Annotated in this window: 14 protein-coding genes; 5 read left to right on the top strand and 9 right to left on the bottom strand. The window is 70.3% G+C overall.

What is annotated here, in order from left to right; genetic code table 11:
• Positions 1 to 34: 34 nt before the first annotated feature.
• On the bottom strand, positions 35 to 865 hold the full coding sequence (locus Vse01_RS00955; RefSeq protein WP_093402464.1) for an alpha/beta hydrolase family protein: 831 nt from the start codon (positions 863 to 865) through the stop codon (positions 35 to 37).
• Positions 866 to 1,059: 194 nt separating this feature from the next.
• The gene (locus Vse01_RS00950) at positions 1,060 to 3,168 is read right to left on the bottom strand and encodes a cellulose binding domain-containing protein (RefSeq protein WP_093402227.1); all 2,109 of its coding nucleotides are present in this window, start codon (positions 3,166 to 3,168) and stop codon (positions 1,060 to 1,062) included.
• 323 nt (positions 3,169 to 3,491) lie between these two features.
• Here Vse01_RS00950 and Vse01_RS00945 point away from each other — a divergent pair, with 323 nt between their 5' ends.
• Positions 3,492 to 4,574, top strand: coding sequence for a glycoside hydrolase family 19 protein (locus tag Vse01_RS00945; RefSeq protein WP_093402226.1), 1,083 nt, complete (start codon positions 3,492 to 3,494; stop codon positions 4,572 to 4,574).
• A gap of 46 nt (positions 4,575 to 4,620) precedes the next feature.
• On the opposite strand, the gene Vse01_RS00940 is transcribed toward Vse01_RS00945, so the two are convergent.
• The 6 genes from Vse01_RS00940 to Vse01_RS00915 all read right to left on the bottom strand — a co-directional run bounded on the left by Vse01_RS00940 (position 4,621) and on the right by Vse01_RS00915 (position 10,812).
• A complete protein-coding gene (locus Vse01_RS00940; protein ID WP_093402225.1) occupies positions 4,621 to 6,249 on the bottom strand; it encodes an isovaleryl-CoA dehydrogenase in 1,629 nt (542 codons plus the stop codon).
• On the bottom strand, positions 6,246 to 6,845 hold the full coding sequence (locus Vse01_RS00935; protein WP_093402224.1) for a TetR/AcrR family transcriptional regulator: 600 nt from the start codon (positions 6,843 to 6,845) through the stop codon (positions 6,246 to 6,248). Before Vse01_RS00935 ends, Vse01_RS00940 begins: the two co-directional genes overlap by 4 nt.
• Before the next feature lie 102 nt (positions 6,846 to 6,947).
• On the bottom strand, positions 6,948 to 8,252 hold the full coding sequence (locus Vse01_RS00930; protein ID WP_093402223.1) for a M48 family metalloprotease: 1,305 nt from the start codon (positions 8,250 to 8,252) through the stop codon (positions 6,948 to 6,950).
• Between the two features lie 81 nt (positions 8,253 to 8,333).
• Positions 8,334 to 9,215, bottom strand: coding sequence for a bifunctional helix-turn-helix transcriptional regulator/GNAT family N-acetyltransferase (locus Vse01_RS00925; RefSeq protein ID WP_093402222.1), 882 nt, complete (start codon positions 9,213 to 9,215; stop codon positions 8,334 to 8,336).
• A gap of 15 nt (positions 9,216 to 9,230) precedes the next feature.
• Complete coding sequence (locus Vse01_RS00920) at positions 9,231 to 10,556, bottom strand: MFS transporter (RefSeq protein WP_232511080.1); 1,326 nt, start codon at positions 10,554 to 10,556, stop codon at positions 9,231 to 9,233.
• 97 nt (positions 10,557 to 10,653) lie between these two features.
• Complete coding sequence (locus Vse01_RS00915; protein WP_170863323.1) at positions 10,654 to 10,812, bottom strand: hypothetical protein; 159 nt, start codon at positions 10,810 to 10,812, stop codon at positions 10,654 to 10,656.
• Between the two features lie 80 nt (positions 10,813 to 10,892).
• On the opposite strand from Vse01_RS00915, the gene Vse01_RS00910 reads away from it, so the two are divergent.
• A complete protein-coding gene (locus Vse01_RS00910) occupies positions 10,893 to 13,637 on the top strand; it encodes a beta-L-arabinofuranosidase domain-containing protein (RefSeq protein WP_093402220.1) in 2,745 nt (914 codons plus the stop codon).
• 465 nt (positions 13,638 to 14,102) lie between these two features.
• Positions 14,103 to 15,476, top strand: a complete 1,374-nt coding sequence (locus Vse01_RS00905) for an endo-1,4-beta-xylanase (RefSeq protein ID WP_093402219.1) — start codon at positions 14,103 to 14,105, stop codon at positions 15,474 to 15,476.
• A gap of 106 nt (positions 15,477 to 15,582) precedes the next feature.
• On the opposite strand, the gene Vse01_RS00900 is transcribed toward Vse01_RS00905, so the two are convergent.
• Positions 15,583 to 16,572, bottom strand: a complete 990-nt coding sequence (locus Vse01_RS00900; protein ID WP_170863337.1) for a LacI family DNA-binding transcriptional regulator — start codon at positions 16,570 to 16,572, stop codon at positions 15,583 to 15,585.
• Positions 16,573 to 17,150: 578 nt separating this feature from the next.
• Between Vse01_RS00900 and Vse01_RS00895 the strand changes: the two genes are divergently transcribed.
• Together Vse01_RS00895 and Vse01_RS00890 are read left to right on the top strand one after the other, a co-directional pair.
• Complete coding sequence (locus tag Vse01_RS00895) at positions 17,151 to 18,803, top strand: glycoside hydrolase family 27 protein (protein WP_373870607.1); 1,653 nt, start codon at positions 17,151 to 17,153, stop codon at positions 18,801 to 18,803.
• Complete coding sequence (locus tag Vse01_RS00890; RefSeq protein ID WP_093402463.1) at positions 18,800 to 20,596, top strand: family 43 glycosylhydrolase; 1,797 nt, start codon at positions 18,800 to 18,802, stop codon at positions 20,594 to 20,596. The genes Vse01_RS00895 and Vse01_RS00890 overlap by 4 nt, the downstream gene beginning before the upstream one ends.
• Positions 20,597 to 20,708 lie beyond the last annotated feature (112 nt).

Genomic DNA, 20,708 nt, shown 5'->3' with positions numbered 1-20,708 from the left:
GGGGCGGACGCGACGCGACCGCCCCGGACCGACCTCAGTGCGGGCAGGTGTCGCGGTACTCCTCGATCGCCAGGCCGCTCGGCCCCGGGCAGAGGAACTGCTCGTACCGGGTGTCGTCGTCGACGAACCGCTTGAGCCAGGCCACCATCTGCTTGGCGGTGGGGGTGTTTACCGTGTTGGGGAAGAAGTGACCTTCGCCGTTGAGTTCGAGGTACGCCTTCTCCGCCGAGGCCGGGATGCTGTTGTAGAACGGCTCGGAGTGCGACGAGACCGAGGCCACGGTGTCGTACTCGCCGCCGACGATCAGCGTCGGCACCCGCAGGTTGGACCAGTTCTTGGTCAGGTTCCACGGCGCCAGCGGCACGGCGGCCTGCAACGACGGCCGGCTCGCCGCAGCCTCCAGGCTGCCGCCACCACCCATCGAGTGCCCGGCCACGGCCAGCCGACTGGCGTCGATCCGGCCGCGCACCGAACTGCGCTCGGTCAGGTAGTCCAGCGCGGCCAACAACTGCCGACCCCGGCTGCTCGGCTGGTCGAACCGGGTGATCGTGTCGATGCCGATGACCACGAAGCCGTGCGAGGCGATCCGCGGGCCGAGCCAGTCCAGGCTCGACCAGGAGGCGGTGTAGCCGGGCGAGATGGCCACCGCGCCGAAGGTGCCCGCCGTGGTGGTTGTCGGGTAGTAGATGACGCCGCCGCCGAAGCCGCTGACCAGCGAGGAGACGCTCGTCGACGAGGTGGCGAAGGGGCCGCGGCTGGCCTCCAGGATGGCGTTTGTCGGTGCCGGTCCCCGCTCGTACGGGTTGGCGGCCTGGACCGGGGACGAGGCGGCGACGACGCCACCGGTGGCCACGACGGCGGCCATCGCCAGCCGGGCCAGCAGGGAGAGGGAACGGGGACGGGTGGTGGTGGTAGATCGCACGTCGGATACTCCCTTGGGTTGGAGTGGTATCGACTGCGATCAGTGTTTGGGGCGTCCCACCAGCCCCGCATCGGCAAAATCACCAGTCCCGGCGTCGTCGGTGGTGCGCGATGCCGCCACCGACGACGCCGGTGGCCTCACAGCACGGCGCAGAGGGTGCCGTTGAGCCGGAAGGCGGTAGGTGTCACGTTCGGTCCGCTGTACTCCCCGACGAAGCCGGCGCTCGTGCCACCCTCGGCGGGTATCCGACGGTTGTCGTCGGTGCTGGTGACCCGGACGGTGGTGCCGACCTGCTCCCAGTTCGCGCTCCAGCCGCTGCCCACCCGCTGCCACGTCGTCGGCCAGGTCCAGGTCAGCGTCCAGCCGTCGATCTCGGTGTCGGTGTTGTTGACGATGTCGACGTTCGCCACGTAACCGTTGCCCCAGTCCGTGGTGCGGGTGAAGCGGACGCCGCAGCTGCTGGTGGTCGGGGCGCCGGTGGTGAAGCTCAGCGGCGGCGACGCCCACGAGACCCGGCCGGCGGTGTCCCGGGTCAGCACGTTGACCGTGTACCTGCGCCCGGGGACGAGGTTGTCGACGGTCAGCGAGGTGCCCGAGGTCTCGCCGAGCTGCTCGCTGACCGCGCCGTACTGCCGGTGCACCTCGTACTTCGCGATCGGGCTCGCACCTCGGGTAGCCGCCGGCCAGGAGATCGTCGCGGTCCGGTCGGTGACCTCGGTGGCCGTGGGCTGCCCCGGCGCACCGGGGTGCCCGGTGGCCGGGGCGGCTGACTGCACCACGAGCGTGGTCAGCGAGTACGGCGGCAGGGTCCGACTGGTCGCGCTGCCGGACCTGCTGGTGGTGATGGCGGTGGCGCCGTTGGTGTGGGTGTGCACCGTCGGCTCCCCACTCGACGGGGCGAAGCCGGCGTAGTCGATGGTCACCTCGTGGGCGTGGTCCGGATCCCGGTTCACCAGCAGCACCGCGACCTCGCCGTTGGCCCGGCGTACCGCGTGCGCGGCGACCAGCGGGTCGTCGCTGGCCGCCCGGATGAACTGATCGCCGGTACGGGCGAAGCGGCTCATCATCGACAGCCCGTGGTATGCGGCGAAGGGGGTGTTCAACGGCGGCTCGCAGACCGATCCGTCCGAGGTGCAGGTGCCGCTGGAGAGCATGCCGAAGTCGCCGTAGTCGGTCTGCCCGGCCACTGTCGACACCTGACCGATGCCGTTGCGCACGTTCCACCAGTGGACGGTGAACACACCGTTGGCCAACAGGCCGCTGTACGCGTCGGCGAGGAACAGCGCGGCCGGCTGGCTGGTCATGCCCTGGGAGGTGACGTTCACCTCGGTGAGGCTGATGCCGATGCGCCCGGCGTCCGGGCCGGCGTACCTGGTGATCTGCTCCCGGAGCAGGTGGACCGCGTCGGTGATGTGGCTGGTCCGGGGCAGCGATTCGGCGGCGCTGCCACCCGGGTACCAGTGCACGTCGACGAAGTCGATCTTCTGGCCGGCGATGTCCAGCACGGTCTGGTTCCACGGTCCCGGATCGTCACCAGCGGTCAGCCCGTCGGGCCAGTTCGCCGGCATGGTGAGCACCGCGCCGACCTTGATGCTCGGGTCCACGGCCTTCATCGCGTCCGCGTACTCGACCACCAGGTTCGCGTAGTAGGTGGCGCTCTTGTCGGGGTGGTGGTCGGCCTCCCACGCCGACCCGTAGTGCCCGTTGCCGTAGTTCTCGTTGCCGACCGTCCAGTACCGGGCGTCGTAGCCCTTGGTCACGTTGGCGTACCGGACCCATTCGGCCGCTTCCTCCGGGGTGCCGGTGCCGTAGTTCGCGATGATCATCGGCTGGGCGCCGGCCCGCCGTACGCCGGCCATGAAGGTGTCGAAGTCGGTGCCGGGGGCGACGTAGCCGCCGGGCGCGGTGTGGTCCTCCCAGCGGTAGATGTCGGCGTAGGAGCCGCCGGGATAACGCATCATCTGCACACCGGCCGTCCGCAGCAGGTCCGACGTCTCGGTGGTGCCCAGCTGCGAGTCCCAGATGGCGTGGTTGACGCCGAGCGCGGTGTCGGGCACGGTGGCCAGCCCGGCCCGGGCATTCACTGTGATCGCCGCCGACGTGCTCGCCGCGACGGCGTTCGGTTGGTCGATCCCGACCAGTGCCGTGCCGAGCAGCAGGCCGACCGCGAAGAGGGAGTGCGCGCGTCGGACGGATGGTCGAGGTCGGGCCAGGTGTCGAACCCCGTGCCGGTCCGAGAGTTTCATGATCTTCCTTCGTTGGTCACGCGGAGACCCACCGGCCCCGAGCCCGACGTGCCGGGCCCGGGGCCGATGGATCGGAGACGAATCCGTCTTCGGCCGTCACCCCCCGGAACCGTGACGGTCCCGGTTGCCCATCGAGCGACGGTCACTCACACGCGCGACAACGCATCGGCGTCCAAGAATCCCACAGCAATCGGTCCGGCTCAACGCCCGGTTCACTGCTCGGAACTAATAGTAAGGTTTATGAACAGTGGGTGTTACCATCACAGTCGTCGATGACCGTTCCGGCTCTCGACGTACCGCTCCCCCTGGAAAGGAGTGATCGCATGTCGAGATTGCGCGCCCTGGCCGCGCTCGCGGCACTGACGCTCACCGGCGCGCTGCTGGCGGTGATCCCGTCGACCGCCGCCTCCGCCGCCGCCTGTGCCACCCCGTGGCAGTCCGCCGCGGTCTACACCTCGGGCATGCAGGTCTCCCACAACGGCCGCAACTACCAGGCGAAGTGGTGGACGCAGAGCGAGGCCCCGCCCGGCACCACCGGAGTCTGGCAGGATCTCGGCGCCTGCGGCGGCAGCACCCCGCCGCCCCCGGACGGCACCTGCAACCATCCCAACTGGATCGCCGGCACCTGGTACCCGGCCGGCAGCATCGTGCGGTACACCAACGGCCAGTACTACATCGCCGAGCACGACAATCCCGGCTACGACCCGATCATCAGCACCTGGTACTGGAACCCGTACACCTGCTCGGGCACGCCGCCCACCAGCAGCCCGCCGCCGACCAACCCGGGTGGCTTCGTGGTCAGCGAGGCCCAGTTCCGTCAGATGTTCCCGAACCGGAACTCCTTCTACACGTACTCCGGGCTGATCAACGCGCTGAACGCCTACCCGGCGTTCGCGCGCACCGGTAGTGCCACCGTGCAGCGACAGGAGGCGGCGGCCTTCCTGGCGAACGTCTACCACGAGACCGGCGGCCTGGTGCACATCGTGGAGCAGAACACCGCCAACTACCCGCACTACTGCGACAGCGGCCAGCCGTACGGGTGCCCGGCTGGCCAGGCCGCCTACTACGGGCGGGGGCCGATCCAACTGAGCTGGAACTTCAACTACAACGCGGCCGGCGCCGCCCTCGGGCTGCCACTGCTGACGAACCCGTGGCTGGTGCAGAACGACGCCGCCGTGGCCTGGAAGACCGCCATCTGGTACTGGATGACGCAGCACGGGCCCGGCACGATGACCGCGCACAACGCGATGGTCACCGGGGCCGGCTTCGGGCAGACCATCCGCAGCATCAACGGCTCGATCGAGTGCAACGGCGGCAACCCCGCCCAGGTGCAGAGTCGGGTCACCCGGTACCAGCAGTTCGTGGGCATCCTCGGGGTGCCCGCCGGAGCGAACCTCTACTGCTGATCCCCCGGCTCCGGCGTCGCCGTCCACCGCGGCGGCGCCGGACCGGTCAGCCCACCTTCGGGGTGGCCCGGTCGATGATCGCGGCGAAGTCGACGCCGGCCGGCAACGTGCCGTAGGCATGCCCCCGGTCGCCACCGAGCCGGGACGCGCAGAAGGCGTCGGCGACCGCCGGGTGACCGTGACGCACCAACAGCGCCCCCTGCAACACCAGCGCCAGTTGTTCGACCACCCGGCGGGCACGTACCTCCAGATCGGCCGGATCGGCCAGGGCCGCCCGCACCTGGCGGACCGCGGCGTCGAGCCGGGCGTCAGCGCCCGCGGCGGCGTCCACCTCCGACTGGAACGCCGCCATCACCTCGGGCTGGCCGGCCAGCGCCCGCAGCACGTCCAGCGCGGCGACGTTACCCGAGCCCTCCCAGATGGAGTTCAGCGGCGACTCGCGGAACAGCCGCGGCATCCCGGACTCCTCCACGTAGCCGTTGCCGCCCAGGCACTCCAGGGCCTCCGCGGCGTGACCGGGCCACCGCTTGCAGACCCAGTACTTGCCCACGGCGAGGGCGATCCGCTTGAACGCCGTCTCGGCCGCGTCGCCACGTGCCGAACGGTCGGTCGCCCCGGCCAGGCGCATCATCAGCACCGTGGCGGCCTCGGACTCCACCGCCAGGTCGGCCAGGACGTTGCGCATCAGCGGCTGATCCACGAGGTACCGACCGAACGCCCGCCGGTGCGCGGCGTGATGGGTGGCGGTGACGACCCCGTGGCGCATGCCGGACGCCGCACCGATCACGCAGTCCAACCGGGTCAGGTTCACCATGTCGATGATGGTGCGGACGCCCCGGCCCTCGTCGCCGACCCGCCACGCCACCGCCTCGTCGTACTCCACCTCGGCGGAGGCGTTGGAGCGGTTGCCGAGCTTGTCCTTCAGCCGCATCAACCGCATCGGGTTCCGGGTGCCGTCGGGAAGCACCCGCGGGACCAGGAAGCAGGTGAGCCCGCCCGGCGCCTGGGCGAGGGTGAGGAAGAGGTCGCACATCGGCGCCGAGGTGAACCACTTGTGCCCGACCAGCCGGTAGCTGCCGTCGGGCGTCGGGCGGGCCGTGGTGGTGTTTGCCCGGACGTCCGACCCGCCCTGCTTCTCGGTCATCGACATGCCCGCGAGCAGCCCCTGCTTGCGCTGCGGTTCCCGCAGCCCGAAATCGTAGCTGCGGGCGGTCAGCAGCGGTTCGTAGCGAGCGGCCAGGTCGGGGGCGTGCCGCAGCGCGGGTACCGCCGCGTACGTCATCGAGATCGGGCAACCGTGGCCGGCGTCGGGTCGCCAGACGTGGAACTTCGCGGCCCGGGCGACATGCGCGCCGGGTCGCTCGTCGGCCCAGGGAGCGGCGTGCAGGCCGTGCGCCACGGCGGTACGCATCAACTCGTGCCAGGAGGGGTGGAACTCCACCTCGTCGACCCGGTGTCCGTACCGGTCGTGGGTGCGCAGCACCGGCGGATGTTCGTTGGCCAGCCGGCCGTGCTCGACCGCCTGTTCGGTGCCGGCCAGCCGGCCGAGTTCGTGCACCTCGGCCGTGGCCCAGTCGGCCCCCTCCCGGGCCAGCGCGTCGAGCAGCGCGGGCTCGTCGGCCGTGTCGTGGCCGACCAGCGGCGGCACCTGATTGAACACCTCGTGTGTGCTCACGACGGAACTCCCAACGCGCGGTGGATGAAGGTGATCAGGCCGCCGACGGTGTCCGGGCCGGCGACACCGGAGGCCAGCGGGCCCACCATCGCCTCAGCCAGCGCGCCGACCACTGCGGTGGACGTCAGCTCGGGATTCTGCGCCGGCAGCTCACCGTCGGCCACCCCGTCGGCGATGTAGCCGGCCAGCAGCGCCGCATGGGCACGCCGGAAGACCAGTCGCTGCGCCTCCACCGCCGGATCGACCGGCTCGGCGAGCAGGGCGTACGCCAGCCGTGGCGACCGTAGGGCCCGGCCGGCGAAGGTTTCGATGACCGCGCGGACCCGCGCCGCGGCCGTGCTCTCGGCCGCAGCGGCCCGGGTGACGGCGTCGATCTCGCGCTGGCCGGCGGAACGGAACACCTCGGCGAAGAGGTCAGCCTTGGCAGGAAAGTGACGGTACACGCTGCCGGTCGCCACCCCGGCCCGCGCCGCGACGGCAGCGACCGAGCAGCCGGCATAGCCATGATCGGCCAGAATGCCGATCGCGGCGGCCACGATGCGCTCCCGCGAGGCGGTCAGCCGCGCCTTCACCCGCTCCGTGCTCCGGTAGGCCACCAAAGGATTGAACCATCATTCATTTCTTGCCGGCAAGCACCCGACCGGCGACCAGTACCGCCGCCGGGACGTCCCCGCCGGGTGAGCCTCAGGCGGCCACGGTCACAGGTCGTACGCCTGCGCGAGTTGCTTGCGCAGCGCCTCGACGAATGGCCGCAGCTCGGCATCGAGGGAGGCCGCTTCGTCCGGGGTCACCACGACCGAGGCGTCCCGGTGGGGCATTCCCGAGATCACCTGGTGCCGCCGGCCCGGCGCCGGATGGCTGGCGAGCAGTGACGCGTACTCGCGGATGGTGAGCTGACGCAGCATCGGCAGCCGCACCGCCTGCTCCGCACGGGTGGTGGCGATGGCCCGCCGCCACACGTCCATCGCGACCCCCGGCGTTGGATGCGCGGTGACGAGAGGCGACAGCAGAGGCGACAACGCCAAGACGTCGATCATGCTGAGAGCCGCGGTGCTGCCCGCCGCACTCGCCGCCATCGCGTCGGCTCGCACCTCCGCTCGACGCCCCTCCCGGGCATCGAGCGTGTTCATCGCGAGGTGTACGGCGAACAGCAGCCAGCTGACGGCACCTCCGACCAACTGCCAGAGTGTGTAGAAGAGGGCGTAGATACCCGCCACGTCCCTGTCGTGCGCGTCTCCGTGTGGCGGCCGGGTCGCGGTCGCGAGCATGCCGAAGAAGGTCCGGGCCGGCTGCGTGAGGAGACGACGGCGCGAGTCGGCCCAGCGGAAGTGTCCGAGTTCGTGACCGATCAGTGCCACCATCTCCTGCGGCGACAGGCCCACGAGCAGCGGTACACCGAGCAGCAGTACTCGGGTCCTGCGCACCCCGACGACTGCCGCCGCCGCGTTCCACTCGTCGTTGAGCACTATGAGGTCGGGCTTCGGTGCGCCGACAGAGTCGCCGACCCGTTCGACCAGACGGTGCAGCGCCGCCTGTCGCTGCGGAGTCAACCGGTAGGCGCCTTTGACCACCTGTCGGACGCTGCCCAGGCGGGGACGCAGCGCGTAGGCCACGGCGGCGAGCAGCAGCGGCAGAATCAACGGCCCCACGCCGTCGACCAGCAGCCACACGGCGGCGGCCAGCGCACCTAACGGAAGAAGCACCAGCGCGAACGAGACCAGCACGAGCAGCAGGAAGGCAGGCGTCAGCCAGGAGTGGGAAGCACCCAACTGCGTGGCCATGTGGGCCAGGCGGCGGTCCGCCCGGAACCCGGCACGACGATCGAGCCGTTCGAGAGACCGGCCGAGACGGCCGACGGCACTCGAAGCGGCGACGTCGAGGTTCCACTCACAACGTCCGCACCAGGGTGGCTGATCGACGACGGTCCGCAGCTCCGTGCTGGCGCAATCCGGGCAGGAGCCGACGCCGGGCTCGGACATGATGTGGTCACGCGCGATGGGCACCGCGACAGTGTGATCAACTGCTATGTCTCCGTCAACGGCTCACCATCGCCGGGCTTCGGCGGGTACCTGCCAGCGCGCGTTTCAGGTCAGCGGCTTGGCGAACCAGTGGTGGGCGTACGGGTTGTCGTTGTAGCGCGGGATCTCCTGGTAACCCTCGGCGCGGTAGAGCCGCATCGCCTCGGTGAGAGTGCGGTTGGTGTCGAGGCGGATGCTGGCCGCGCCGGCCGCCACGGCGTGCCGCTCCAACTCGCCCAGCAGGCGACGCCCGACGCCGAGCCCGCGCACCGCGGCCGACACCCAGAGGCGCTTGATCTCGGCGGGCTCGCCCGGGGACAGCCGCAGCCCACCGCAGCCCACCGCCTCGGTCGAGAGGGTGGCGACCAGGAAGAGGCCGGCCGGAGGCACGTATTCCTGCTCGTCGGCGCCGCCCTGACCCAACTCGAAGCCGGAGTCGAACCGGGCGGCGAGTTCCCGCACGTACGCCCGCAGGCAGGCGCGGGCACGCGGCTCACCGGGATGGCAGGGTTCGATGGTGACAAGCGACGCCATCAACAGGCGCTCGACCTCGGCCATGGCGCAGGTGAGCCGGGCGCGTTGGCCGGCGGTGAGCGGCGCGAGGACCGACCAGGCCAGCTCGTCGGACCTGCCGTCCAGCAGCTGCCACTCGGCGCGGCCGGCGTCGGTGAGGCGGACGGTCCGCACCCGGCCGTCTCCCTCAGCGGGCCCCACCACGACGAGGCCCGCACCCTCCAGCGTCCGGAGCAGCCGGCTGAGGTAGCCGGCGTCGAGATCCAGCCGGGTACGCAGGGCCGCGACCTCGGCACCGTCGGGTCCGATCTCCCAGAGCAGCCGTGCTTGCGCCAGGGGTCGATCCCGAGCGAGATAGCTGTCGTCGAGCGCGCCGACGCGCTGGGTCACCGTGCGGTTGAAGCGCCGCACCACGTCCACGAGTGCACGATCCACGATTGCTGACTTTAGTCAGATATTCGAGTGACGAACAGTCGCCGGGGACGATGAGCCGCGCAGGGCCGGCGTGGCCAGGGTCGCCAGCCCGGTCACGGCGAGGACGCCCGCGCAGCCGAACAGCACCGCCGGGACGTCCACGATCTCGACGACGAGGCCGAACGCGTTGGCCGTCACCAACAACGGCAGACTCTGCGCCAGCACCAGCACGGACTGCACCCGAGCCAGGTGGGTGAGCGGCGTGGCGGCCAGGACCAGTGGACCGACGTGCGTGGCGAAGCAGCCGACGCCGGCACCGACGAGCACACCGGCCAGGACGGCCGGCAGCGGAACGCGGGCGACCGCGAGCGCGACCACGCCAGCGGCGGCGACCAGGAGGCCGACGGCGGCCACCGCTGCGGGACGGGAGGACCCGCCGCGCAGCAGGACCCCCAGCGCGACGGCGGCGGTGCCCACTGCCATCGCCGCGACGACCGCGCCGGTGGCCGACGCCGACCAGTCGCGTTGCCGGGCCAGCAGGGGCACCAGCAGCGTGCCGACCGGCAGGAGGAACCCCGCCGCGACGCCGGTCACCAGCAGCGCCACCCGCAGCACCGGCACCGACCAGGCAAGGCGCAGCCCGTCCAACGCGGCCGACACCGGCGACCGCCGGTGAGCCACCCCGGCGGCGGGCAGCCTGTGGCCTCGTCCGGTGTTCGGTGGCCGCCCGCCGGCCGACCCGGCGGCGGGCCCCTCGCAGTCCGGCCCGGCGTCCTGCGGTTGCTCGGCGGCGGGTCGGACGACCAGCAGGACCGCGAGCATCGCCAGGAAGGTGGCGGTGTTGGCCAGAGCTGCCCCGGCGAGCCCGGCCATCCCGAGCAGCACGCCACCCAGCGGCGGGCCGGTGAACATCGCGAACTGCCCGACGAGTTGCCGGGCCGACATCGCGCGGGCCAGCGCCTCCGGCGGTACCAGCCGCCGTGGCATCGAGCCCGAACTCGGCAGCTGAAAGGCGTCCACGGTGCCGATCGCCAGCGCGGCGAGCAGCAGCGGCAGCCGCAGGTCGAGCGGCGACCACGTGACGGCGGCCAATGCCACGGTGACCACCACCATGGCCGCGTTCGAGGCGAGCAGGACGAGCCAGACGCCGAACCGGTCGGCCACCGCACCGCCCACCAACAGCAGCAGCACCCGGGGCAGCACGATCGCGGTCGGCACCAGGGCGGCGAACCGAGCCCCCTGCCCGGCCGCCGACCAGGCCATCGCGAACGCCATCGCCTGTACGCCGACCAGACTCAGCGCGCTGCCGCCCAACCACACCCGGTACGCACCCGGCATCGTCGCCCGGCCCCCACTTGCCACCACCACGTACCCCTGCCGTCGCCGATCGCCCGACCGGTCTCGGCGAGGACGCCGGCCGGCTGCCCTCGGCACCCTCCGGCCTCGACCGGGTCGAGGGTCAATCCGGGTCGACCCGCAGCCCCGTCATCAACGTCTTGCGGTCGCCATACAGAGCCGCGTATGTTAGCGATAACATTGATGGGCTTGGCAAGGCCGCCACCGCAGCAAACGCGCCGGGTCCGATCGTTGCGCGCTGCGCGCCGCGCATCGACGTCATCGCACCACTCCTCGCCGCCCGGTCGGCCACCACTCCCGCCGGGTCGGGCGGCGCTCCCCCATGCCACCACGGAGGTCGTGATGCCCTACCCGTCCCTCAACCGTCGACACGTGCTCCGGGCCGCCGGCGCGGCCGCCGTCGCCGCCGCCGTCGGCCCCGCGCTGGCCAACGGCACCGCCAGTGCGGGGCTCCCCCCGGTACGCCCCGACCTCGGCGTCTCCGCGTACGCCTTCGAGCCGGGTCAGGTGCGGTTGACCGCCAGCCGCTGGCTGGACAACCAGAACCGCACGGTCAACTACCTGCGCTTCGTCGACGTCAACCGGCTGCTCTACAACTTCCGCGCCAACCACCGGCTCTCCACCGCCGGCGCCGCGGCCCTGGGCGGCTGGGAGGCGCCCAACTTCCCGTTCCGCACCCACTCCCAAGGGCACTTCCTGAGCGCCTGGTCGTACCTGTGGGCCGTGCTCGGCGACACCACCTGCCGGGACAAGGCCAACTACATGGTGGCCGAGTTGGCCAAGTGCCAGGCCAACAACGGTGCCGCGGGCTTCAACACCGGCTACCTCAGCGGCTTTCCCGAGTCCGACTTCACCGCCGTGGAGAACCGCACGCTCAACAACGGCAACGTGCCGTACTACGCCATCCACAAGACCCTGGCCGGGCTGCTCGACGTGTGGCGATACATCGGCAACAACCAGGCCCGCGACGTCCTACTGGCGTTCGCCGGCTGGGTGGACTGGCGCACCAGCCGACTGAGTTCGGCGCAGATGCAGGCGATGCTGGGCACCGAGTTCGGCGGAATGAACGCCGTGCTGACCGACCTGTACCAGCAGACCGGCGACGCCCGCTGGCTGACCGCCGCCCAGCGGTTCGACCACAACGCCGTGTTCAATCCCCTGGCGGCCAACTCCGACCAACTCAACGGGCTGCACGCGAACACCCAGGTACCGAAGTGGATCGGCGCGGCCCGCGAGTTCAAGGCCACCGGCACCACCCGGTACCGGGACATCGCCAGCAACGCGTGGAACATGACGGTCAACGCCCACACCTACGTCATCGGCGGCAACAGCCAGGCCGAACACTTCCGGGCGCCCAACGCCATCGCCAGCTACCTGCGCAACGACACCTGCGAGGCGTGCAACACGTACAACATGCTCAAGCTGACCCGGGAGCTGTGGCTGCTTGACCCGAACCGGGTGGCGTACTTCGACTTCTACGAGCGGGCACTGCTCAACCACCTGATCGGAGCGCAGAACCCGGCCGACAACCACGGCCACATCACGTACTTCACCCCGTTGAACCCCGGCGGGCGGCGAGGTGTCGGACCGGCGTGGGGCGGCGGCACCTGGAGTACGGACTACAACTCCTTCTGGTGCTGCCAGGGCTCGCAACTGGAAACCAACACCACCCTGATGAACTCGATCTACTTCCACAACGACACCACGCTGACGGTGAACCTGTTCCTGCCCTCGGTGCTGAACTGGTCGCAGCGCGGCATCACGGTCACCCAGAGCACGACCTACCCGGTCAGCGACACCACGACCCTCACCGTGACCGGCGACGTCGGCGGGTCGTGGACGATGCGGATCCGCATTCCGGCGTGGACGCAGGGAGCGACGGTCAGCGTCAACGGCGCCGCGCAGAACATCAGCACCACCCCGGGCACGTACGCGACCCTCACCCGATCCTGGGCCTCCGGCGACACGGTGACCGTACGGCTCCCGATGCGCGTGATCGTGCAGCCCGCCAACGACGATCCGAACGTGGTGGCACTCACCTACGGGCCCGCGGTGCTCTCCGGCAACTACGGCAACACCGCGCTCTCCGCCCTGCCCGCCCTGGCCACCACCTCGGTCAACCGGACCAGCACCTCGGCGTTGACCTTCACCGCCACCGCCAACGGCGCCACGGTCAACCTGGGCCCGTTCTACGACGCGCACGGGCACAACTACACCGTCTACTGGAACGCCAACGGCCAGTCCCCGGGCACCGGAACGGCGACGTTCCGGCTCGCCAACGCCGCCAGCGGCCTGGTGCTCGGCATCGAGAACATGTCCACGGCCGACGGGGCGCCGGCGTTGCAGTGGGGCGACAACGGCACCGCCGACCATGACTGGCAGCTGGTCGTCGACGGCAACGCGGTGAAGTTCCGCAACGCCAACAGTGCCAAGGTGCTCGGGGTGCAGAACATGTCGACCGCCGACAACGCGCAGGTCCTGCAATGGTCCGATACCGGCACGGCCGACCACCGGTGGACGATCGTGGACGTCGGCGACGGGTCACACAAGATCCGTAACGGGCACACCGGCAAGCTGCTCGCCACCCTCAACGGGTCCACCGCGCAGGGTGCCCGGGTCGTCCAGGATCCGGACAACGGCACGCCGGACAACCAGTGGCGGTTCGTGCCCAACGGTGCCCGCCGGATCCAGAACCTGGCCACCGGTCTCGTGCTGGGCGTGCAGAACATGTCCACCGCCGACGGCGGCCTGGTGATCCAGTGGGGCGACACCGGCACCGCCGACCACCTCTGGACCGCGATCGTGGACAGTGGCGGCTACCTGCGGCTGCGCAACTCCCACAGCGGCAAGGTGCTGGGGGTGGAGAACGGCAGCAGCGGCAACGGCGCCCGGGTGGTGCAGTGGGCCGACAACGGCGCGGCCAGCAACCGGTGGCGGCTGCGGTACGCCGCGAACGGCTACTTCCGGATCCAGTCCGCCAACGGTGGGCGGGTCCTCGGCGTCACCGGCGCCTCGTCCAGCCAGGGCACTCAGATCGTGATCTGGGACGACAACGGCGCGGGCGACCACCGTTGGCGTTTCATCTGAGCCTGACCGCTGTCACCGAGGCCGTCGGAGCGACCCACCACGGGGTCGTCTCCGGCGGCCTCGACCGTCATTGCATCCATCGTCATCGCTTGAGCATGTTATCGATAACATGCTAGCTTCGGGGCAGGGAGCCACGGGCACGCTCCTGTTCAGGTCACCGGTCACCGGGCCGAGGCGGCCACCAAGCCGACCCCGCCTGGCGGCCTGTCCGGGCCGGCATCCGCGAGACGCCGCGCGCTGTCAATCCGCGCGGAAGGGCACGCCTCGACGGCACCGATCGTCGCGTCATCCCGACATGGCCGCTGTCATCGGCGACCGCCACATCCCGACCGACCCCGCAACCCGTGCGATCCGCGCTCGGGTCGCCTCGCCGTGCCCGGATCCACACCTCCGCGCCGGTAGGCGGCCGCCAGCAGGCTGATCCGGGGTGGCATCCCGAACCACCACCATCGAAAGGGCACGTCGATGAAATCCAGAACCACCGGAGGCAGGGTCGTGGGCATCCGACCGCGTACCGTGCTGATGTCCGTCGCGGCCGGTGCCGCGCTGCTCGTCTCCACCGCGCTGGTCGCGCCCTCCGCCCACGCCGCCGCCAGCACCCTCGGCGCGGCGGCGGCGCAGAGCGGTCGCTACTTCGGCGCCGCCACCAACTCGTTCCAGCTCTCCAACTCCGCCTACGCCACGATCCTCAATCGTGAGTTCAACTCGATCGTGGCCGAGAACGAGATGAAGTGGTACGCCAACGAGCCCCAGCAGAACTCCTTCAGCTTCAGCGCGGGTGACCGGCTCGTCGCGCACGCCCGGGCCAATGGGATGTCCGTACGTGGCCACACCCTGCTCTGGCACGCGCAACAGCCCGGCTGGGCACAGAACCTGTCCGGCACCGCGCTGCGTAACGCGGCGATCAACCACGTCACCCGGGTAGCCACCCACTACCGGGGTCAGATCCACTCCTGGGACGTGGTGAACGAGGCGTTCGCCGACGGTGGCAGCGGCGCGCGGCGGGACTCGAACCTGCAACGCACCGGCAACGACTGGATCGAGGCCGCGTTCCGGGCCGCCCGCGCGGCCGACCCCGGCGCCAAGCTCTGCTACAACGATTACAACACCGACGGCATCAACGCGAAGTCGACAGGCATCTACAACATGGTGCGCGACTTCAAGCAGCGCGGCGTCCCGATCGACTGCGTCGGCTTCCAGTCCCACCTCGGCACCACCCTCGCCGGTGACTACCAGGCCAACCTGCAACGCTTCGCCGACCTCGGCGTGGACGTGCAGATCACCGAGCTGGACGTCGCTCAGGGCCCCAACCAGGCGAGCATCTACGAACGGGTGACCCGGGCCTGCCTGGCCGTGACGCGCTGCACCGGGATCACGGTCTGGGGTGTCTGGGACGCCGCCTCCTGGCGGGATGACAACCCGCTGCTGTTCGACGGCAACGGGAACAAGAAGCCCGCGTACACCTCGGTGCTCAACGCGTTGAACAGTGTCAGCGGACCGAACCCGACCACCGCGCCGCCGACCACCACCGCGCCTCCGCCGGGCGGCGGTGCCTGCTCGGCCTCGGTGTCGCTGAACTCCTGGAACGGCGGCTTCGTGGCCACCGTACGGGTCACCGCCGGCAGTGCCGCGATCCGGGGCTGGACCGTGCGGATCACGCTGCCCGGCGGCGCGGCGGTCACCGGCACCTGGAACGCGCAGGCCAGCGGCAGCACCGGGACGGTGAGCTTCGGCAACGTCAGCTACAACGGTCAGGTCGGCGCGGGCGGTAGCACCGAGTTCGGCTTCCAGGGCACCGGCGTCGGCCCCTCCGGCACCCCCACCTGCACCGCAACCTGACCCACCCCACCCGGGTACGAATCGCCGGTTGATCAAGAAGTTTTGGTCGCGTCCAGCGCGCAGGCCGACCAAAACTTCTTGATCAACCCTTCGGTGGAGGGGTGGGTCAGGGGCGGGGTGGGGGGCCTACGCTTCGGCGGGCCACCAGGGTCGGGGCGATGGTCCGGCGCAGGGCGCCACCGCTCACCGACTCGATCTGGGTGAGCAGCATCTCCAGGCTCGCCCGGGCCACCGCGCCGAAATCCGGTCGTACGGTGGTCAACGGCGGAATGAAGTAGGCGGCCTCCGGCACGTCGTCGAAGCCGACCACGCTGATGTCGTCCGGCACCCGGCGGCCGTGCTCGTGCAGGGCGCGCAGCACCCCGAGGGCCAGGTGGTCGTTGGCGGTGAAGACGGCGGTGACGTCGGGCATCCGGGCCAGCATCTGCCCGCACCGGTAGCCGGCCGCCGCGGACCAGTCCGCCGGCACCAGCGGCGGGATCTCCGCGCCGGCCGAGGTCAGGGCCGCCCGCCAGCCCTCGATCCGGCCGGCGCTGTCGAACCAGTCCGACGGACCGGAAACGTGCCAGACCGTACGGTGACCGGCGTCGAGCAGGTGCTGGGTGGCGGCCCGGGCACCGGCCGCCTGGTCCACCGTCACCAGCGGCATCGGCCGATGCGGATCCCCGTCCACGGTCACCAGCGGCACGTCCTTCGGCAGACGCTCCAACGCCTCGCCGGCCGACTCCACCGGCGCGATCACCACGATGCCGGCGACCCGGTGCGCCAGATGCCGCTCCACCACCGCCGAGATCGACCGATGATCGAGGTCACGCACGCTGCCCACACTTACCGCGAAACCGGACTCGGCGGCCGTCTGCTCCAGCGCGGCCAACAGCGAGGCCGGACCGTAGAGGGTGGTGTTCTGCGCGACCACCCCGATCACCTGCGAGCGGCCGGTGACCAGCGCGCGGGCCGCCCGGTTCGGCCGGTAGCCGAGTTCGGCGATGGCCGCCTGGACGCGCAGTCGAGTCTGCTCGCGTACGTTCGGGTGCCCGTTGAGCACCCGCGAGACCGTCTGATGGGAAACACCGGCGAGGCGGGCCACGTCCGTCATCGCAGGATCGCGTACGGCCATCTCACACTCCCCGCAATCCAGTCGCTCGCCGCAGCCCGTCGGCGATGACTGGCACGGCTCAGGTACAAAGATCCCCTCGCGCGGTGCCCACGCCGGCCCGTGCCGTCCGGGTGGAGAGCGCTAGATCACGCACAGTCTAGCGCCAGTAGCCGCCCCGGTGGCCGCCGGGCCGTCCGCGTACGCCACACAGCGTCCTTCATCGCTGTCTGTTAGCGGTCACACCCGGTTTCCACTCCGTTCGCTTCGACGCAGATCTGTTGCTCCGAGAGGCTGTGTGGGCAAGCAACAGACAATTTACAGGCATTGATGATAGCGATAACATTCCTGTCATCGGAACGGTGCCTGCCGACACGGCGCGGCGGCAACCGTGCGGGGCCCGAAACAGCGTGCCGACCGGCGATATCCGGGCCCTGCACATCGGCGTCCCGGACGACTGCACGCGTACGTGGGCGGCGTGCGCAGGATCCGCCCGCAGAGTTCCACCCGGCCGGACCCCGCCGAACGCCGCGATGCCGGCGACCGGACCGATCACCACACCGACGCAAGGAGGATTCGACGTGCGTAGCGCAAGAAGGTGGCTGACCGCCGCCCTCGGCATCCTGGCGGTGACGCTCACCGCGAGCTTCGCCGACGGGGTCATCTCCCCCAAGCCGGCACAGGCGCTGAACAACGGCGTCGCCCGTACCCCGCCGATGGGCTGGAACACCTGGAACACGTTCGGCTGCAACATCAACGAGACCCTCATCCGCCAGATGGCCGACGCGATCGTCAACCACGGTCTGCGCGACCTCGGGTACAAGTACGTCGTCGTCGACGACTGCTGGTTCAACCCGGACCGGGATGCGCAGGGCAACCTCCAGGCCCACCCGCAGCGGTTCCCGAGCGGCATGAAGGCCCTCGGCGACTACCTGCACTCCCGCGGCCTGCTGTTCGGCATCTACCAGGGCCCCCTGGACCAGACCTGCGCCCAGTACTTCGACTCCTTCCCCGGCTCCACGGGCAGCCTCGGACACGAGTACCAGGACGCCCGGCAGTTCGCCGCCTGGGGGGTGGACTACCTCAAGTACGACTGGTGCTCCCCCACCGGCACCATCAACGACCAGGTGGCCCGGTTCGGCATCATGCGCGACGCGCTGGCGGCCACCGGCCGGCCGATCGTCTACAGCATCAACTCGAACAGCATCCACGAGAAGACCGGGCCGCAACGCAACTGGAGCGACGTGGCCAACCTCTGGCGGACCACCGAGGACATCACCAACACCTGGGACAGCGGCCAGACCAACGGCTACCCGATGGGCATCCAGAACATCGTCAACGTGAACGTGCCACTCGCCGGCTACGCCGCACCGGGCGGATTCAACGACCCGGACATGTTGGAGGTCGGCAACGGCGGCATGAACGACACCGAGATGCGCAGCCACTTCGCGCTGTGGTCGATGATGGCCGCGCCGCTGATGATGGGCAACGACCTGCGTTCGGCCAGCGCCGCGACGCTCGACATCCTGCGCAACCAGCACCTGATCGCGATCAACCAGGACACGTTGGGGCTCCAGGCCGTGCAGGTCTCGCACGACGGCACCCGGCGGGTACTGGCCAAGCGGCTGGCCAACGGTGACGTCGCGGTCGCGCTGTTCAACCAGGGCAACTCCACCACGACGATCTCCACCACGGCGGCGGCGATCGGCAAGACCGGCAGCTCGTTCACGTTGCTCAACGCGTGGACCGGCGGCACCTCCACGACCACCGGGACCATCTCCGCGAGCGTGCCGGCACACGGCACCGTGGTGTACCGGGTAAGCGGTGGCGGCACCACCAACCCACCGGTCCCGAGCACCTTCCGGCTGCGCAGCGAGTCGGCCGGACGCTGCCTCGATCTCGACAACTCGAACACCGCAAACGGCACCGGAACCCTGATCTGGGACTGCCACGGCAACGCCAACCAGCAGATCACCCAGGACGGCCAGACGTTGCGGATCCTCGGCAAGTGCCTGGACGTGCCGACGAACGCCACCAACGGCACCCGGGTGCAGGTCTGGGACTGCAACGGCGGCACCAACCAGCAGTGGACGTTCAACGCCAACGGCACGGTGAGCAACGGCCGCTTCCCGTCGCTGTGTCTGGACGTCAACAACGCCGGCACCGCCAACGGGACCGCGGTGATCCTCTGGTCCTGCCACGGCAACGCCAACCAGCGGTGGAGCCGGGCATGAGCATCACGGCGCTCCGCCGCGTCGTCGCCGTGCTCGTGAGCATGACCTGCGCGATCGCCCTGCTACCCGGCGCGGCGCGGGCCGACAACCCGATCGTCCAGCACATCTACACCGCCGACCCGGCACCGATGCTGCACGACGGACGGGTCTACCTCTACACCGGCCACGACGAGGACGGCTCGACCTACTTCACCATGCGTGACTGGCGGGTCTTCTCCTCGGCCGACATGGTGAACTGGACCGACCACGGCACGCCGATGAGTCTGGCCACGTTCGCCTGGGCGGACGCCAACGCGTGGGCCGGGCACGTCATCGCCCGTAACGGGAAGTTCTACTGGTACGTGCCGGTCCGGCAACGCTCGAACGGGCAGATGGTCATCGGGGTCGGGGTCGCGGACAGCCCGACGGGGCCGTTCCGGGACGCGCTCGGCCGCCCGCTGGTCGGCAATGGCGAGATCGATCCGCACGCGTTCATCGACGACGACGGGCAGGCGTACCTGTACTGGGGCAACCCGAACCTGTGGTACGTACGCCTCAACCCTGACATGATCTCGTTCTCCGGCGGTCCGACCCAGATCCCGCTCACCACGGCGGGCTTCGGTACCCGGACCGGAAACGCCAGCCGACCCACCCTCTACGAGGAGGGGCCGTGGGTCTACAAGCGCAACGGGCTCTACTACAACGTGTTCGCGGCGGAGTGCTGCTCGGAGTTCATCGGCTACTCGACGGCACCCGGCCCGACCGGCCCGTGGACGTACCGGGGAACGGTCATGCCCCGGCAGGGCTCCAGCTTCACCAACCACCCCGGCGTGATCGACTTCGCCGGTGGGTCGTACTTCTTCTACCACAACGGTGCGCTGCCCGGCGGTGGCGGCTACACCCGGTCGGTCGCGGTGGAGAAGTTCACCTACAACTCCAACGGAACCATCCCCACCATGAACATGACCACCGCCGGGGCACCCCAGGTCGGCACGTTGAACCCGTACGTACGCCAGGAGGCCGAGACGATCGCCTGGGGATCGGGTATCGAGACCGAGCCGGCCAGCGAGGGTGGCATGAACGTCGGCTGGATCGACAACGGCGACCACATCAAGGTAAAGGGGGTTGCCTTCGGCACCGGAGCGACCACCTTCTCCGCGCGGGTCGCCTCGGCCACCAGCGGCGGCCGTATCGAGGTACGGCTGGACAGCGCCAGCGGTCCGCTCGTGGGCACCTGCACGGTGGCCGGTACGGGCGGCTGGCAGACCTGGACGACCACCAGTTGCGGGGTGTCCGGCGCCACCGGCACACGCGATCTCTACCTGCGTTTCGCCGGCGGCAGCGGCAGCCTGTTCAACGTCAACTGGTGGCAGTTCGCCGGTGGCGGTGGCGCACCGACGGCCTACCGGATCACCAATCGCAACAGCGGGCAGGTCGTCGACGTCCAGCAGCCGAACCTCGACAACCTCGCGGTGATCGGTCAGTGGAGCAGCAACGGCAACGCCTGGCAGCAGTGGCGTTTCCTCGACGCCGGCAACGGCAACGTACGGCTGCAGAGCGTGCACAGTGGCAAGTGCGTCGACGTGCGCGACGTCTCCACGGCCGACGGGGCGCAGATCATCCAGTACACCTGCCACGATGGCCTGAACCAGGTCTTCAGCTGGCGATCGACCGGCGACGGCTACCACCAGCTGGTCAACGTCAACAGCAACAAGTGCCTGAACGTGGCTGGCGGCTCCACCGCTCTCGGTGCCGCCCTGGAGCAGCGTACGTGCAGCTCCGCGTCGAGCATGCAGTGGTCCCGCGCCGCCTGAGCCACAGGTAGCCGAGGCCGGACGGGTGCCGGGTGGGATGTCTCCCACCCGGCACCCGCGTGTCCCCCGGCTGCCGGCGGCGGCAATCGCCGGGCCGGAGGAGGGGCCTGTC

Source organism: Micromonospora sediminimaris, assembly GCF_016863575.1.
Taxonomy (GTDB): domain Bacteria; phylum Actinomycetota; class Actinomycetes; order Mycobacteriales; family Micromonosporaceae; genus Micromonospora; species Micromonospora sediminimaris.
The sequence above is the reverse complement of the archived record's forward strand: the minus strand, read 5'-3'. Positions and strand labels throughout refer to the sequence as shown.